Genomic DNA, 15,682 nt, shown 5'->3' with positions numbered 1-15,682 from the left:
GAACCCTAGCACAGAAGGGCTCGCCAATGCCTTAACGGGGAAAATGCGGAAATTCTATGGCGTTGCGGCCCTTATCGCGGCGGCGACGGCCAGCGCCTGGCGGGTTTCGGGAACGTCATGAACCCGGAAAATGGAGGCCCCCGAAGCGAAACCGGCGAGGACGGCGGCGAGAGAACCGCCGAGCCTTTCCCCCGCAGGCCCCTCCCGGTCGAGGGTGGCAATGAAGCGCTTGCGGGACGCCCCAAGAAGGACCGACCGTCCCAGATCGGCAAAACGGTCGAGGCGGGCGAGCAGCGACAGGTTGTGGTCCAGCGTCTTGCCGAATCCAATGCCCGGATCGACGATCAGGCGGCGTTCGCTGATCCCGGCGGCGACACAGGCTTCCATGCGGCGCGCGAGATAGGCGTAGACATCCTCAACGACATCGTCATAGCGCGGCGCATCCTGCATGGTTTTGGGATCGCCCTGCGCATGCATCAGCACAATATCGCAGTCGAGCGATGCGGCGGTTTCAAGACTGTCAGCCGCAAAGGTCAAAGCGGTGACATCGTTCCAGATGGATGCGCCCGCCGTGATCGCGGCGCGCGCCACATCGGGCTTGCGCGTATCGATAGAGATCGCAGCGGCGCATCCTTTTTTGCGAAGCCCCTCGATGACGGGAAGTGTCCGCGCCAGCTCGATCTCGAGCGGAACGTCGTCAGCGCCGGGCCGCGTCGACTCCCCGCCAATATCGAGAATGTCGGCGCCGTCTTCGCAAAGCTTGAGCGCATGGGCGATCGCTGCGGCGGGTTCGAGAAAATTCCCGCCATCGGAAAAGGAATCCGGCGTCGTGTTCACGACGCCCATGATGCGCCAATCCTTCAACGAAAACTCCTTTCAACATATCGCGCCACAGCTTCACTTCAGCGCGAGCAGACTGATGTTTTATGAGCTTTCAGCTAGACTTGCGCAATGGTGAGAGACCCCCCCATCGCCGCCGCCGCGCCGGACCACGCCCTCGGACAGTATCAGGCGTGGCGCGCGCCCGATGACGCCGGCAGCGCGCTCGATCTCGCCTGGACAAGCATTGCGCGTCCGGGCGAACCTGCGGCGCACAGACTTCTGCCCCATGGCGAGCCCAGCATCGCCTTGATCCGCCAGCGCCATGAAAATGGTGAGGCGCAGGAACTCGATCTGGTCATCTGCGGGCCTTACTACAAAGGACGTCATTACACGCCGTCGCCGCGCGAGGAGTTGATTGCATGGCGGGTGAAACCTGAGCTCGCCGCCGCGCTGTTCGGAATTTCTCCCGGTGAGTTTTCCGACTATCAGCGCATCAGCGCGCCGAAGCGCCTGAAAGACGCCTGCGCCCAAACGCTTTCGCTTGGAGAACATGCCTGCGCCCGGGATATTTTGAGCGCGCTCAAAAACGATCTTCACCGTCTCGCCTGCGCCGCCGCCGCCAATCTGGGGCCGGAAAGGCTCGCGGCGACATGGCTGCGCGACAGTGAGGGTCAGATCCGCCTGCGCGACATTGCTGCGCGGCTTGACGTCAGCGAACGAAATTTACGCCGCCGTTTCACCGATCATGTGGGTTGCTCGCCGAAAACCTATGCCCGGCATTTGCAAATCACGGCGGCGGCGCTCGCGGCGGAAAAAACCGCCGATCCCGACTGGGCGGAAATCGCCGCCGGCGCGGGCTTCCATGACCAGCCCCATATGATCAACGCTTTCCAGTCGGAAATCGGCATAACGCCGAAGGCGTTTCACGCGGAACGGCGCGCGCTCCTTTAAGTCTGGTCCTGTCCGCTTTTTGCAATACTGATGACGCAGATTCCGCCAAGCTCGGCTCCTTTGAAATACGGAGCCTTTCCATGCGTCATGCGTTCACCGCCCTTGCGGTCCTTTTCTCCCCCGCCGTCCTCGCGCAGACGGCCAGTCCGCCCGAAGAGATTGCGTTTGCAGGAAAGACCTGGCGCGTCGCCGCGCAGGAAGCCGGAACCGAAACCTATCAAGGCCGCCAGGTTCTAACCGTCAAAGGCGGCCGGATCTGGATTGACGATACGGTCTTTACTGACGGCGTCATTGAATTCGACGCCGCTTATGAAGAGGTGCAAGGGTTTATAGGGCCGATCTGGCGCGCGGAAAGCGACGGCCATTATGAGGAAATCTATTTCCGGTCGCATCTCAACAACAAGCCGGACGCCGTTCAATATACGCCCGTCGAAAACGGCAATTCCGCCTGGCAGATTTTTTCGGACGGAAACGCCATCGCGCCGGTATCGCAGACCTTTGACGGCTGGAACCATGTGAAAGTTGTGATTAAAGGCGACAAGGCCGATTTCTATTTCAACAGCGACCAGCCGGCGCTGCATGTTCCGGACCTTAAAACCGATCTGACGTCCGGTTATGTGGGCCTGCGCGTCACCGGCGCCGTGACGGCGCGCTTTTCAAACATCACGTTCCGTCCCCTCGAAGATGACGACGCCATTGTCGGCGAAGCGAAAGAAACAAAGCCCCTGCCAGAAGGGCTAATCAAAGAATGGTCCGTGTCGTCGGTGTTTCCCGAAGCGGAAGTGGACGGTCTCCTGACTCTGACAGCAAAGGCGGAGAAGGACATGGAGTGGAGCGAACTCGCCGTTGAAACAAACGGCATCGCCAACATCTCAAAACTGCGCCGCCGCCTGCCCGACGGCGATTCGACGGTTTTCATCCGCCTGCCCATCAAATCCGAGCGGGCGCAAATGAAAGAACTGCGCTTCGGCTATTCCGATCGCGTACGCGTCTATCTCAACGGCAAGCGCGTTTATTATGGCGACGCCGGCTGGCGGGTGCGCGATTACCGTTTCCTCGGCACGGTTGGCTTTTTCGACAGCGTCGGTCTCGACCTCAAGAAAGGCGATAATGAGCTGATGGTCGCCGTGTCGGAGACTTTCGGCGGCTGGGCCTTCGCCGGCGCAATGGAAGATCAAGGCGCGATCAGCTTTTCAAAAAAATAAAGCCGCCGGCGCATCTTACGTCAGCGGCTTTGCAGCGGCGTCCGCACCCCAAGCGCGGGCGCCGCATTTGTTTTCTGTTTAAGCGCCCTGCGGGCTCGGCTCCATGCCGCCGGTTCCGTCATCACGCTTCTTACCGCCAGCAGGTGCGCCGGAGCTCGGCACGGATGACGGCGGGGTGTGATCTTTCGGATCGAGCGGGTCCTCGCGGACAATGGTCTCGCCATTGAGGAGCTTGTTGATTTCGTCGCCCGTCAGGGTTTCGAATTCCAGAAGCGCCTGAGCAAGTTTTTCCCAGCTATCGCGGCGGTCGGTCAGCACCTTTCTCGCAAGATCATGACCCTCGGTGACGAAGCGCTTGATCTCGTCTTCGATGAGTTTCGCCGTGTCGGTCGAAATCGTTTTCGAACGCGCGATGGACTGGCCGAGGAACACCTCGCCCTCATCTTCAGCGTAAGCGATAGGACCGAGCTTATCGGACAGGCCATATTGCGTGACCATGGCGCGCGCAATCTTGGTCGCCATTTCGATGTCGGAAGAAGCGCCGGAGGTGACTTTCTCCTTGCCGAATTTCAGCTCCTCGGCGACGCGCCCTCCCATGGCCATGGCGATGCGGCCCGTCATCTGTTCATAGGACATGGAGTAACGGTCGCGTTCGGGAAGAGACTGGACCATGCCCAGCGCGCGGCCGCGCGGAATGATGGTCGCCTTGTGGACGGGATCGTTGCCCGGCACGAAGATCGAGACCATGGCGTGCCCCGCCTCGTGATAGGCGGTGAGCATTTTTTCGTCTTCGGTCATGACCATAGAGCGGCGTTCCGCGCCCATCATGACCTTGTCCTTGGCGTCGTCGAATTCCTTGGCGGTGACGAAGCGCTTGCCGCGTCTGGCTGCAAGCAGCGCCGCCTCGTTCACGAGGTTCGCAAGGTCCGCGCCCGAGAAACCGGGCGTGCCCCGCGCGATGGTGCGGATGTTCACATCCGGCGCCAGCGGGACTTTTTTCGCATGTACGTTGAGGATTTTCTCGCGGCCCGTGACATCCGGGTTCGGCACGACGACCTGACGGTCGAAACGGCCGGGGCGAAGCAGCGCCGGGTCGAGAACATCGGGACGGTTGGTCGCGGCGACGAGGATGATGCCTTCATTGGCTTCAAAGCCGTCCATTTCCACTAGCAACTGGTTCAAGGTCTGTTCGCGTTCGTCATTGCCGCCGCCAAGACCGGCGCCGCGGTGACGGCCCACCGCATCGATCTCGTCGATGAAGATGATGCAGGGCGCGTTCTTTTTCGCCTGATCAAACATGTCGCGCACGCGGCTGGCGCCGACGCCGACAAACATTTCAACAAAGTCCGAACCGGAAATGGTGAAGAAGGGGACATTGGCTTCGCCCGCGATCGCGCGCGCAAGCAGCGTCTTACCGGTGCCCGGAGGGCCGACAAGCAGCGCGCCTTTCGGGATCTTGCCGCCGAGGCGCTGGAACTTCATCGGGTCTTTCAGATATTCGACGATCTCTTCGAGTTCTTCTTTCGCCTCATCAATGCCCGCAACATCGTCAAAGGTGACGCGGCCCTGACGCTCGGTCAAAAGTTTTGCGCGCGACTTGCCAAAGCCCATGGCCTTGCCGCCGGCGCCTTGCATCTGGCGCATGATGAAGAGGAAGAAAGCGAGGAAGATAAGAAGCGGCAGAATATTGATGAGCAGCGAGAGCAGCAGGGGCAGCTCTTCTTCTTTCTCGATGGTCGTCGTGATGCCGGCGTCGTTCAACCGTTCAGCCGCTGCAGTCTGGCCGTCTTCAGGAATGGTGGTGACGAATTCCGATCCATCGGCGAGCGTGCCGGTGACCTGGCCTTGCGCGACCTTGGCTTCGGAAATGCCGCCATTATCGATGCGGCTCACAAAGTCCGAATAGTTGAGCTGGGTCGGCTGCGGCCCGGGCGTTGAAAATTCAAATAGCTGTAGCGCCACCACAAAGAAGACGATGACGAGGCCCCAGATGAGAATGTTGCGTCCGTTCATTCGAAGTCTTCTTTCCTCTTATGTTTTGGCGCCGCTCAAGATGGGCGCGCAGGGGGCGGTGCGGGGAAATCCCTTAAACCGTAGTAGATAGGCGTTAAGAAATGCCAGCGCCATCACCTTCGGCGCAAAAGAAGGCATTTCTACGAAAATCTAACAATCCGGCCCAGAAATCGCTCCCTTGTGAGGGACCGGCAGGTCAAAATTCCCTTGTCCATAAATGGGAGCGCGGGCGCGCCAATCAATACGCCGTTCTGCATGAGGCCCGGAAGGGCGGCGAGCGCCTCAGGCGGCCCGCGGAAAAGCCCTTCCCGAGGCCCCAGAAAAGCCCTGGCCTCGCCCCCCATGGGTGCGATCTGAGGAGCGATCTGGGGCGCGTCTGCCGGGCCTGAGCCGGGGTGGCAAGGCGCGATCACAAAACGGCGATCCCAGAGCAATCGCCTGTCGAGGCTTTGCGGGGCGAGCGGCTCAACCCCGGCCCGGCCTGTCAGGGCCGCAGGCTCCCTCAAGAACCACAGACGGTCCCGCCAGCGCATCATCAGCGCGCCGCCCAGGGTCGCCTTCTGAGCGCCCTCCGCCGCCTGCGCCACCGTTTCCAGCGCCTCCGCCGGCGGATAGACGCCCCCGCCGACCGCATGGATCAGCCTGCGCGCAAGCCCTTCCGCCCCCGGGGCGTCTTCCCAGCGGTCCAGCGAAACGCCGCCCCAGCCGTAAAAGCAGCCGCCAAGATGATCGAACAGCGCCTCTTCCTGCGCCCGGGCCGCATCTTCGGCGCTATCGAGTTTTTTTGCAGACGCCGCCAGCGACGGCGCGGTCACCAACTCTTGCTCGGCGAGCGCCGCCAGCAAAGCCCGAACCCGGACCCGCTCGAAACGCTCATCGAGATTGGAAGGATCGTCGAGATAGTCCTGCCCGATGTCATCAAGATACGCCGTCACGCTTTCACGGCTGAAAGAAAGCAATGGCCGCAACAATCGCAACGGCGCGCCCGGCCCCGCCGCGACAAAACTTTCCGCGCGCATGGCGGCGAGCCCTTTGAGCCCGGCGCCGCGGGCAAGACGCATGAATAAGGTTTCCGCCTGATCATCTTCGCTATGCGCGGTCAGCAATGCGTCGCAGCCATGGGATTGCGCGGCGCCGATCAAGAGCGTGTAGCGCGCGGCGCGCGCCGCCGCCTGAACGCCCGAGGATGGCTTGTCGCCTTCCCAGCACAAGGTGAGATGCGCAAGCCCCGCCTCCTCGCACCATCGCTTCGCCTTCGCCGCTTCCTCAGCGGCTTCCGCCCGCAAGCCGTGATCGACCGTCAGCGCCAGCACCGTCGCGCCGGTTTTTTTTGCATAAGCGGCGGCGAGCCGCGCAAGCGCCATGGAATCGCGGCCGCCGGAAACGGCGACCGCAAATTTATCGGGAATGTTCAGCGATTGGAGACGGGCAAAGAACGCCGTTTCCGTTAGCCCAGGCGACGCCGCAGCCACAACCTACTGGCAGTCAATGCGCGCCATTTCGAGATCGGCGCGCTGCACGACCGGCGACGGCGCGTTGGGGTGCTTCGACTTCATGGTCTTGAATACGGTGCATGCCTCCTTCGACTTGTCGAGACGCGCGAAAGCGGTGCCGAGTTTCAGATAGGCTTCGGCGGAACGCTGATCATTGGGGTAGTTGCGAATATGCGCGATGAACGCGTCCGCGGCGGCGGCGTTTTCACCAAGGGCGAGATGGATTTCGCCGAGACGAAACTGCGCATCCGCCGTACGCGGATGACTGGGGAACGCTTCCACATAAAGCGTGAACGCCGCCTTGGCGCGCTGATAGTCGCCGGCGAGCAAAAAGCCGGACGCGTAATCGAAGGCCGCATTGGGATCGAGCGGCAAGGCGATGTCGCTCGGATCGCCGGCCGCAGCGCCCACTGGCGCCGCTGAAGATTGTGAAATCTGATCGCCGATCGGATCGCCGCTCGCCGCATTCGCGCCGGGCATCAGCGACACGGGACCGCTAGCGGCGCCGCCATTGGAGAAATCGCCGGGCGCCTGATAATTCGTGTCACCCGCCAAAACAGCGCTGACAGCATCGAGACGGGTGTTGGCCTGATCGAGCTCATATTGAAGGCGCTCAATCTCCCCGGTCATGTCCTGAAGCTGGCGCTCAAGCTGGGAGATTTTCAGCACCGCCTGGGATTGCCCCGACAGCGCCTGCTCGGCGGCGGCGAGGCGCGCCTGGAGGTCGCGAATGTCGTCTTTCGTTCCGGCGGCGGCCGGCGCCGACAACAGGAAAGCGGCGGCGAATGTCACAGCGGCGGTTCTGATAAGCGTCATGGTCTAACCCTCGAACTTCAGCGAAGCAGTATCGCCCATTTTCTTATGGCGCAAAATAGGGCGAAAAAACGCCCGCTTCTCCTCCTGCGCCCAAAAAAAGAGAAGGCGCGCCGGTCATCAAGTGACGGCGCGCCCCCCTTTTAATCAATCGCCACTCGGCGCGCCAATTAGGCGCCGGCGCCGGTGATCGTCGTCGTAGCGTTGCGGTTCACCGACCATGCGGCTTCCGTCGAACGCGGATCGATCGGGCGTTCCTTGCCGTAAGACACGGTGGTGATGCGCGAAGCGTCAACGCCGAGGCTCACGAGATAGGATTTCGCGGCTTCCGCACGGCGAGCGCCGAGCGCGAGGTTGTATTCGCGGGTGCCGCGCTCATCGCAGTTGCCGGCGAGAAGGATGCGGGTTTCCGGATATTCTTTCAGCCAAGCCGCCTGACGCGCGAGCGTCGACTGAGCTTCGCCGGTCAGGGTGTATTCATTGTAGCCGTAGAAAACGCGGTGGCCGGCGGAATTTTCGAGATCCGCCTGGCTGCCTGGCACCGGACCAGCCGGCTCAGCGCCAGCCGAGGTGTCAGCGCCCGCCGACGCGTCAAGATCAGGCCCCGTGCTTGCACAGGCTGAGATCAGCGCAAGCGATGCGAAGATCCCGGCAATTTTGTAAAACTTCATCATTTTTAGCTCCACTTCCCCAGTCACCGGTATCAAACCGCTGGGCTCCTTGATTCCGGCCCGGCGAGCGCGCCCCCGCCCCTAAGCCTTTTTACGTACACTCCACCCGCGTTTGCGGCGCACAATCGCAGCGGAAGCTTAATTCCCCCTTCTTACAATTCAGTGTCAGCCAGTTCATAAAATTTAGCCAACTTCTGAATCGTAGCGAGACACGCGCCAGCAATCAAGAACGGCTGTTCCGGCGCGAAAATGAATTTTCGGTTACGAATCTCCCGAAAAACCTCCCTTTTCTAACCGGTTAGGGCAAAAGCGGCGACCAGGCGGGGTCGGACGCATCGCCCGGTGTCCGCACACGTCGCAAATTGCGGCCGGTCAGATCAACGGACCAGAGCTGCGAATCGCCGCCGGAGCCGTCCCGGCGGGTCGGCGTCTGGCGATAGAAAAGAAGCACCCGGCCGTTGGGCGACCATGTCGGCCCTTCGTCGAGAAAGCTCTCCGTGAGGAGGCGTTCGCCGCTGCCGTCGGGCCGAACGACGCCGATATAAAAGCGGCCGTTATAAATGCGCGTGAAAGCGATGAGGTCGCCGCGCGGCGACCACACCGGCGTCTGGTAATTGCCCTGACCGAAGGTGATGCGCTTCTGGTTCGAGCCGTCGGCGTTCATCGTGTAAATCTGTTGCGACCCGCCGCGATCCGAAGTGAAGGCGACACGGCGTCCGTCGGGCGACATCGTCGGCGACACGTCGATCGCCGGATTGTCCGTGAGACGCGTCAGGCGGCGCGTCGACAAATCCATATTGAAAATGTCGGAGTTGCCGTTGCGCTCCATGGACATGATGACTTCGCGGCCGTCAGGCGAAAAGCGCGGCGCGAAGGTCATGCCGCGGAACGTGCCGAGCTGTTCCTGTTCGCCGGTTTCAATATTGAACAAGTAAACCTGTCCCGGACGATTATCGAACAGCGCCATATAGGTGATCTGTTGCTGCGTCGGCGAAAAGCGCGGCGTCAGCACCTGATAATTGAGGCCGTCCGTTAAGGGGATCGGATTGGCGCCATCCTGATCCATGATCATCAGGCGTTTGACTTTTTTCTCTTTCGGCCCGGTTTCATGGACAAAGACGAGACGCGTGTCGAAATAGCCTTCCTCGCCGGTGAGCGTCTTGTAAACGAAATCCGCAACCTTGTGCGCGGCGCGGCGCCAGTTGTCAGCGGGCGTCTTGAACGCGACAGCGCCGAGCTGTTCGTCGGAATAAACATCCCAGACGCGCGTCGACACCTGAATGCGGCCGTCGGAAAGCTCTTCGACTTCGCCGACAATCAGCACCTGGGCGTTGATGATGCGCCAGTCAGCAAAGCGCGGGCGCGTATTCACGCTTTCCGGCTTTTCGATATAGGCGCGCTGGTCGATCACCTGAAACAGGCCCGAACGATCCAGATCGTTCATGATGACGCCGGTGATGTCACGGCCGAGCCCTTGCGTTCCCTCGTCGGCGCCGAGAAAATTCGGCGCGGCGACCGGCATCGGATCCACATTGCCTTGCGTGATGTCGATGGTGACGCGCGCAGCGGCGGGCGTTGCAACAGCGGCGATCGCCGTCAGGAGGATGATCAATAATTTCTTCATATCGCTACTCTCTTTCAGGCCCCCTGAAATTTTGTTCGTTCTAGGACCTTTGTTTGCGACTATCGCCGCGCACCATGTCCAGATTTTGTCGGCCGCGCAGTTTAAATAACGGAAACCCGGCTTTTGTTCCCGCATATGCGCTAACGGCCCACCATTTGGCTCGGATCGAAGTTAAACCGGAACTCTTTCCAGCTTTCATACCGCTCCACCGGCAGAAAATCATAGGGCGCGCATTTCATCACCGCGCTCAAGGCTTCGCGCTGCGCCACGCGCCAGAATTGGTTCCCCGATAGATTGATTTGCAGCTCGTTCGCCACCCTTGGTTGCGACGACAGGGTACCGTCGCGATTGAGTTCAAAATCGATGACAACGACCAGCTTTTCCGGCTCCGGCGCGCCGATGATCGTCCCTGCATTCCAGCAGCGCTGGACGGCGGCGCGCATTTTCGCCTCATCGCTCGCGGTCAGGCGGTCGCCGGCGCCGACGGCAGCGCGCGCCTTATCGGCCGTTTCAGTTGTCTGCGACGGCGTCTGGCTCGGCGTTTTCGGCTTTTCGTTCTCGCGCTCCCTGTCGATCAGTTGCGACAGGGCGTCAAGATCGAGCTCGTCTTTCGGTTGCGGCTTCACCGCCGGCGTTTCTTTCGGCGGCGCCGGCGTCGGTTCGGGCTCCGGTTTTACGGGTTCAGGTTCAGGCTGCGGCTCCGGCTCTTCAACAACCGGCGCGGGCTCAGGCTCAGGTTCCGGCAGGAATTCCGGCTCCGGCGCTTCTTCGGCGGGCGCAGGCTCTTCTTCGACAACCGGTTCGGGCAGATCGGGTTCGGGCTCTTCCTCGGCGACCGGCTCCGGCGCCGCGGCGGGGACGCTGGTCCGCAAATCAAGTTCGGCTTCGGCAATGAGATCGAGCGGGATGTAAGGCTCCGCCGTTACGTCGGGCAGCTTGATAAAATTGGGCGCAAGAAAGCCCGCCCCGACAATGGCGAGGTGCAAGAGGACTGATGCGAAGAGGCCGAAACGCATGAACCTTATGGGCCTTCGTTACTAACGTCCGTACACGCCGCTATTGTTCCTGATCGGTCACAAGACCGATGCGGCGGAACCCGGCGGCGTTGATCCGGCCCATGACGCGCACGACGTCGCCATAGGCGCGGTTTTCGTCGCCGCGAATGAAGATGCGCTGGTCATAGCCGGCGGTCGCCACCGCCTCGAGATGGGGGACGAGATTTTCGTACTCCACCGGCGTTTCCTGCACATAGATGGTGCCGTCGGCGGAGACCGTCACGGTCAGGGGCTCGCCTTGATCCTGGATCGGGTTGGCCGCCGTTTCCGGCAGATCGACAGCAACGCCAACAGTCAGCAAGGGCGCGGCGACCATGAACACAATCAAGAGCACCAGCATGACGTCGACCAGCGGCGTCACGTTGATCTCCGCCATTGGCTGCGTGCGGCCGGGCCTGTGGCGCCCGCCGCCTGAGTTGAGATTGACGCCCATCAGCGCGCCCTTTCGTCAAGCTGGCGCGACAGGATCGCCGAGAATTCATCGGCGAAACCGGAGAGACGCACCGCGAAAGAGTTGAGCGCCGACGAGTAACGGTTGTAGCCGACCACCGCCGGAATCGCGGCGAGCAGGCCAAGCGCCGTCGCGAAGAGCGCTTCGGCGATGCCCGGCGCCACAACGGCAAGGTTTGTGTCTTTGGTGAGCGCGATCGCCTGGAACGCATTCATGATGCCCCAGACCGTGCCGAGAAGACCGACAAAGGGCGCCGCCGACCCGACGGTCGCAAGCACGCCGAGACTGCTTTCGGCTTTTTCAAGCTCGCGCGAGACGGAGACGGAGAGGATCTTGTCGATACGTTCGCGCGCACCAATGACGAGGGCGTCGCTGCGGCCGGAGGTCGTCTTCGCCTGGCTCCATTCCTCCATGGCGGCGGCGAACACGCGCGCCATCGGATGATCCTGCTTGTCGCGCATCTTGCGGTAGAGCTCATCAAGGGGCTTGCCGGACCAGAACTGGTCTTCAAACTTTTTCGACTTCGACTTGATGCGGCTGAAAGTGAGCGACTTGTCGATGATCACCGCCCATGACCACACGGACGCAATCACGAGAATGCCCATCACCGTCTTCACGATCGGATCGGCGCGCAGGAACAAACTCCAGAGGCTGAAATCGCCCCCTATTCCGGCTGCTGCGGCGCCCGCGACTTCTGTTTCCATTGTTCTGACTATCCCTCTTGCGCCCCACCCTCTCATCCGAGGCGGCGAGGCCGATACCGAAACTGTTCTTTGTCTCACGCCCGCCCTGCCCCACCGCCTGATGGGAGAAATTGGCGCAAGTCTCCTTCTCGCGCGTTTCACCCCGCGCGGGGCCCCGAGCATCCTGACATTCAGGATGCTCTACATTCAATAATAGGGCGTTTTGAGACGGAAAACCGGCAACGCGGCTTTCCTTCAAAACGCCCGGGCCATGGTTAACACCGAACGGCCTTCCGTTTAATCCCCTTATGGCGGGAATTTGGGCGAATACGAGGCCCCGGCGCGGTCCCGATCAGGCGATTTCCAAAGTTTAATGACGGTTAATGAAAGGTTTACGACTTTTTCGTGCTGGCGCCTGGGCTTTTGCACTGGCGCCAGAGCCGTATGAGGTTTTTGCGAGCAGACGTCTGACCAGCCCCCCTCAGCAAAGGGGCTAACGGCCTGCCAGGGCGCCAGGGCAATCCGGCGAGGTTTCAAAATTTGGCTAGAATGTCCTCGGGCAGGCGCCGGGGGCGGCCAGAAAGCGACATGCAGGCGGCTTCCACCTCGGCCCGGGCGAGCAGCGCCTCCTCCCGCCAGATTTCCTGCGCCAGGGTCATCCGGGCCCCTTTCGCGGCGACAAAGCGCGTCCGGACCTCCAGCATATCGTCGATCTTCGCCGGGATGAGCCATTCCGTCGTCATCTTGCGGACGGCGAAGGCCAGCGGCTCGGCGCGCGCCAACAGCTCCGAATGATGAACGCCGCAGGCGCGCAGCGCCTCGGTCCGGCCGCGCTCGAAAAACTTCAGATAGGCCGCATGATAGACGACGCCGGAAAAATCCGTGTCCTCGTAATAAATCCGGATCGGCAGCCGATAGATCGTTTCATCGCTCATTATGGATCTTGTGGCATTAGTGCGGCTTGTCCCGCAAGAAGAACGCGCATTAGTCAACAGACATGAAGATCATCGGCAATCCCGACTGGACCAATCCGGCCGTCCGAGTGAAAAACGCGATCGTCGCGCCAGCAAAGCGCGCCCTTGCCCTTGCTGGGCGCTGGACGCCGAACAGCCCCGCCGATCTGGAAACGACGCAATCGCAAACGCTCACCATTTCCGGCGACAAGCCTGAACAAAGACGGCTCATCTATACGCAGCCGCGCCCGGAAAGCGAGTGCATCGAAAACCTTCTGTATACGGCGGAAGGCATGGGCGTCGCCGGCGGGCGCATTGTCGAACGCTATTCAGTGCGCGCGCCATCCCTGCCCGAGATATTAAAGACGCCGAAAGCTCCCGCGCGGAGGATTGCACAAGGAACCGTCATCGAAACGGAAACGCCCTACACCTATGGCGACTGGGTCGGCGACGTCATCTGTTCGCTTGTCTGTGCGGAAAGGATCGACGGCCCGGTGGTGATGCCCGCTTTTCTCGCCGAAAAGCCTTATGTGAAGCGCGATCTCGCCGCGCTCGGTCTCGCCATGGAGGTCGCGGAGGCGCCAGTGCTGATTGAACAGGCGACGATCCTGAGGAAGCGCATTCCCAGCTATTACTGGAGCGAAAAAGAAGTCGCCGCTTACCGAAAGGCGTTTCACCTCACGCCGCCGCCGGCGCGCGAAGGCTCGATCACCTATCTTGGCCGCTTCGGCACGGTGTCGGAGTCTGTGCAGCGCGAATACCCCACAGAAGAGACGGCGGCGATTGTGCAATCCCTCGGCGGCGCGGTGTTCGACACGCGCAAGGCTTCGCCGGAGATGTTCGACAACATGGCCGCCGACATGGAAACGGTCATCGCCGATCAAGGCTCGGCGATTTTCGGCGTCATGCACTGGCGCACGAAAAACCTGATCGAGCTGACCCGCCGCGACTGGTGGCACTCCGCCAATCTCTTTATCGCCAAAGGCGCGGGCGTTGAAAATTACGCCGTCATCGCCGTCGACGATCTTGATGAGGGGGCGTTGCGCGCGCGCATCGAAGGGCACCTCAAAGAGTTTGGCGCAATCTAAGTAGCAGTAGGCAATACACATCTTGCAACTTGTCATCCCGGCCGCCGCAAAGCGGAGAGCCGGGATCTCCGCTTCAATAAGATCCCGGATTGGCCTACGGCCGTCCGGGAGGACAGAAACAACAAATGTCAGCCGTCACCGGCCGCTCGAATAAATCATGATGTTGTCGAGCAGCGTGCCGGCGCCGCTTTCGCTGAGGAAAAACAGCGAGGCGAGGCCGACCGTAAAGATCGTCCAGATCGCGCCGAAGATCACGATAAAAAGGATTGAGCGGTTGACGCCATAGGAAAGAACGGCGCGGTCCGGTTTTGACGGATCGTAGCGCACCGCGACCTGCGCGCCCACGGGCAAAGCCTCGTAGATCTCGTGATGAAACTGGCGGCCGGAACTCGCGGTGTAACCGAACGCAATCGCCTTGCCCGTGCGCTCATAGCCGTCGGGATTATATTTATATTCCACCCTGGCTTCGTAAGTGTCGCCGTCGCTGTCGGAGTTGACCTTGAAGTCCGACGCGATGATGTCGCCCGGCGTTGTCGGCCAGTGCGCCGCCTCTTGCGCGTAATAATAAGACCGCCCGCCCCAGAACAGCATCGCCGCCCCGATTGCGAGAAACAGGCCGAAAAACAGCGTCAGAAAAATCGATCCGCCCATGGCGCGCCTCCCCGATTTTGCGGGAGAAAGCCTAGGCCGGAATGGTCACTATTCGATGACCAAATTGAATCAATTCATCCTCCGATCATCCCCGCGAAAGCGGGGATCCAGACCAAATTCTCGGTTTCCATTCCTGGATTCCCGCTTTCGCGGGGATGATCGGGGAGAGTTAGTCGAACATATCCGACGCCGTTCCCTTCGGAGCCGCCAACCCGAGATGCGTCCACGCGGTTGCAGAAAGAACGCGCCCGCGCGGCGTGCGCTGAATGAGGCCCTGCTGCAACAGGAACGGCTCGATCACATCTTCGACGGCGTCGCGCGCCTCGGCGAGCGCGGCGGCGATGGTTTCAACGCCCACGGGGCCGCCGCCGAAATGCTCCGCAATCAGACGAAGATAGCGCCGGTCAAGCGGGTCGAGGCCGAGCTTATCGATCTCGAGGCGCTTCAGCGCCTTGTCGGCGACAGTTGCGTCGATCAAACCGGAACCTTCAACCGTCGCCACATCACGCACACGGCGCAGCAAACGACCGGCGACGCGGGGCGTGCCGCGCGCACGCCGCGCGATCTCTCCGGCGCCGTCGGCGGACATGTCAGCGTTCAACAAGGACGCGCCGCGCGACACGATGCGCGCCAGATCTTTTTCCGAATAGAAGTCGAGGCGCACCGGAATGCCGAAGCGGTCGAGCAACGGCTTCGCCAATAGCCCCGATCGCGTCGTCGCGCCGATCAGCGTAAAACGCGGCAAGTCGATGCGCACGGACCGCGCCGCGGGCCCTTCCCCGATGATGAGATCGAGGGCGAAATCCTCCATCGCCGGATAGAGCACTTCCTCCACATGGGGCGACAGGCGATGAATTTCGTCGATGAACAAGACATCGCCGGCTTCGAGATTGGTGAGGAGCGCCGCGAGATCGCCGGGCTTGGTGATCGCCGGTCCCGACGTCGCCCGAAAACTCACTTCCAACTCATTGGCGACGATCTGCGCCAGCGTCGTCTTGCCGAGGCCCGGCGGCCCGTGAAAGAGCACGTGATCGAGCGCCTCGCCGCGCGCCTTCGCGGCTTGCACGAAAACGCGGAGATTGTCCTTGGCGCTCGGCTGGCCCACGAAATCGTCGAGCTTTTTCGGGCGCAGCGCCGCGTCGGCGTCCTCACCCTTGCGCTCGCCGTCAATCAGCCGGTCGTCTTTGTAAGCAGGTTCAGCCATTGTTC

At 61.4% G+C, this 15,682-nt stretch carries 15 protein-coding genes; 3 read left to right on the top strand and 12 right to left on the bottom strand.

The features are described 5' to 3' along the window. Positions 1–54 precede the first annotated feature (54 nt). The gene (gene folP / locus ACFC5L_RS05430; RefSeq protein WP_445727734.1) at positions 55–864 is read right to left on the bottom strand and encodes a dihydropteroate synthase; all 810 of its coding nucleotides are present in this window, start codon (positions 862–864) and stop codon (positions 55–57) included. A gap of 87 nt (positions 865–951) precedes the next feature. On the opposite strand from folP, the gene ACFC5L_RS05425 reads away from it, so the two are divergent. After that, on the top strand, positions 952–1,773 hold the full coding sequence (locus tag ACFC5L_RS05425) for a helix-turn-helix transcriptional regulator (RefSeq protein WP_375201292.1): 822 nt from the start codon (positions 952–954) through the stop codon (positions 1,771–1,773). A gap of 80 nt (positions 1,774–1,853) precedes the next feature. Continuing rightward, on the top strand, positions 1,854–2,978 hold the full coding sequence (locus ACFC5L_RS05420; protein ID WP_375201293.1) for a hypothetical protein: 1,125 nt from the start codon (positions 1,854–1,856) through the stop codon (positions 2,976–2,978). 78 nt (positions 2,979–3,056) lie between these two features. Here ACFC5L_RS05420 and ftsH read toward each other — a convergent pair whose 3' ends face one another. From ftsH to ybgC, 9 genes are all read right to left on the bottom strand, one after another. Next, a complete protein-coding gene (gene ftsH / locus ACFC5L_RS05415; protein ID WP_375201294.1) occupies positions 3,057–4,991 on the bottom strand; it encodes an ATP-dependent zinc metalloprotease FtsH in 1,935 nt (644 codons plus the stop codon). Between the two features lie 140 nt (positions 4,992–5,131). Beyond that, positions 5,132–6,463, bottom strand: a complete 1,332-nt coding sequence (gene tilS, locus ACFC5L_RS05410) for a tRNA lysidine(34) synthetase TilS (protein WP_375201295.1) — start codon at positions 6,461–6,463, stop codon at positions 5,132–5,134. 3 nt (positions 6,464–6,466) lie between these two features. Beyond that, a complete protein-coding gene (locus ACFC5L_RS05405; protein WP_375201296.1) occupies positions 6,467–7,300 on the bottom strand; it encodes a tetratricopeptide repeat protein in 834 nt (277 codons plus the stop codon). 167 nt (positions 7,301–7,467) lie between these two features. Next, complete coding sequence (gene pal / locus ACFC5L_RS05400; protein WP_375201297.1) at positions 7,468–7,971, bottom strand: peptidoglycan-associated lipoprotein Pal; 504 nt, start codon at positions 7,969–7,971, stop codon at positions 7,468–7,470. A gap of 295 nt (positions 7,972–8,266) precedes the next feature. Further along, complete coding sequence (tolB, locus tag ACFC5L_RS05395) at positions 8,267–9,592, bottom strand: Tol-Pal system beta propeller repeat protein TolB (protein WP_375201298.1); 1,326 nt, start codon at positions 9,590–9,592, stop codon at positions 8,267–8,269. 140 nt (positions 9,593–9,732) lie between these two features. After that, the gene (locus tag ACFC5L_RS05390) at positions 9,733–10,608 is read right to left on the bottom strand and encodes a hypothetical protein (protein WP_375201299.1); all 876 of its coding nucleotides are present in this window, start codon (positions 10,606–10,608) and stop codon (positions 9,733–9,735) included. A 40-nt stretch (positions 10,609–10,648) separates the two neighbouring features. After that, on the bottom strand, positions 10,649–11,080 hold the full coding sequence (tolR, locus tag ACFC5L_RS05385; RefSeq protein WP_375201300.1) for a protein TolR: 432 nt from the start codon (positions 11,078–11,080) through the stop codon (positions 10,649–10,651). Next, a complete protein-coding gene (gene tolQ / locus ACFC5L_RS05380; protein WP_375201301.1) occupies positions 11,080–11,802 on the bottom strand; it encodes a protein TolQ in 723 nt (240 codons plus the stop codon). The genes tolR and tolQ overlap by 1 nt, the downstream gene beginning before the upstream one ends. Positions 11,803–12,314: 512 nt before the next feature. Further along, entirely contained in the window at positions 12,315–12,716 is a 402-nt protein-coding gene (gene ybgC, locus ACFC5L_RS05375) for a tol-pal system-associated acyl-CoA thioesterase (RefSeq protein WP_375201302.1), read from the bottom strand. A 62-nt stretch (positions 12,717–12,778) separates the two neighbouring features. Between ybgC and ACFC5L_RS05370 the strand changes: the two genes are divergently transcribed. Next, the gene (locus tag ACFC5L_RS05370; RefSeq protein WP_375201303.1) at positions 12,779–13,822 is read left to right on the top strand and encodes a hypothetical protein; all 1,044 of its coding nucleotides are present in this window, start codon (positions 12,779–12,781) and stop codon (positions 13,820–13,822) included. Positions 13,823–13,957: 135 nt separating this feature from the next. Here ACFC5L_RS05370 and ACFC5L_RS05365 read toward each other — a convergent pair whose 3' ends face one another. Both ACFC5L_RS05365 and ruvB read right to left on the bottom strand, forming a co-directional pair. Next, positions 13,958–14,473, bottom strand: coding sequence for a DUF3592 domain-containing protein (locus tag ACFC5L_RS05365; protein WP_375201304.1), 516 nt, complete (start codon positions 14,471–14,473; stop codon positions 13,958–13,960). A 169-nt stretch (positions 14,474–14,642) separates the two neighbouring features. Continuing rightward, complete coding sequence (gene ruvB, locus ACFC5L_RS05360; protein WP_375201305.1) at positions 14,643–15,677, bottom strand: Holliday junction branch migration DNA helicase RuvB; 1,035 nt, start codon at positions 15,675–15,677, stop codon at positions 14,643–14,645. Between the last annotated feature and the right edge of the window lie 5 nt (positions 15,678–15,682).

Source organism: Hyphococcus sp., from assembly GCF_041986965.1.
GTDB lineage: Bacteria > Pseudomonadota > Alphaproteobacteria > Caulobacterales > Parvularculaceae > Hyphococcus.
This window is presented reverse-complemented; position numbering and strand designations above follow the sequence as displayed.

Bases quoted from the DNA above. Each gene is read 5' to 3' on its own strand.
- ACFC5L_RS05405 (WP_375201296.1), bottom strand. From the start codon at position 7,300: ATGACGCTTATCAGAACCGCCGCTGTGACATTCGCCGCCGCTTTCCTG.
- tolB (WP_375201298.1), bottom strand. From the start codon at position 9,592: ATGAAGAAATTATTGATCATCCTCCTGACGGCGATCGCCGCTGTTGCA.
- ACFC5L_RS05365 (WP_375201304.1), bottom strand. From the start codon at position 14,473: ATGGGCGGATCGATTTTTCTGACGCTGTTTTTCGGCCTGTTTCTCGCA.
- ACFC5L_RS05425 (WP_375201292.1), top strand. From the start codon at position 952: ATGGTGAGAGACCCCCCCATCGCCGCCGCCGCGCCGGACCACGCCCTC.
- pal (WP_375201297.1), bottom strand. From the start codon at position 7,971: ATGATGAAGTTTTACAAAATTGCCGGGATCTTCGCATCGCTTGCGCTG.
- ftsH (WP_375201294.1), bottom strand. From the start codon at position 4,991: ATGAACGGACGCAACATTCTCATCTGGGGCCTCGTCATCGTCTTCTTT.
- ACFC5L_RS05370 (WP_375201303.1), top strand. From the start codon at position 12,779: ATGAAGATCATCGGCAATCCCGACTGGACCAATCCGGCCGTCCGAGTG.
- tolQ (WP_375201301.1), bottom strand. From the start codon at position 11,802: ATGGAAACAGAAGTCGCGGGCGCCGCAGCAGCCGGAATAGGGGGCGAT.
- ybgC (WP_375201302.1), bottom strand. From the start codon at position 12,716: ATGAGCGATGAAACGATCTATCGGCTGCCGATCCGGATTTATTACGAG.
- tolR (WP_375201300.1), bottom strand. From the start codon at position 11,080: ATGGGCGTCAATCTCAACTCAGGCGGCGGGCGCCACAGGCCCGGCCGC.
- ruvB (WP_375201305.1), bottom strand. From the start codon at position 15,677: ATGGCTGAACCTGCTTACAAAGACGACCGGCTGATTGACGGCGAGCGC.
- ACFC5L_RS05420 (WP_375201293.1), top strand. From the start codon at position 1,854: ATGCGTCATGCGTTCACCGCCCTTGCGGTCCTTTTCTCCCCCGCCGTC.
- ACFC5L_RS05390 (WP_375201299.1), bottom strand. From the start codon at position 10,608: ATGCGTTTCGGCCTCTTCGCATCAGTCCTCTTGCACCTCGCCATTGTC.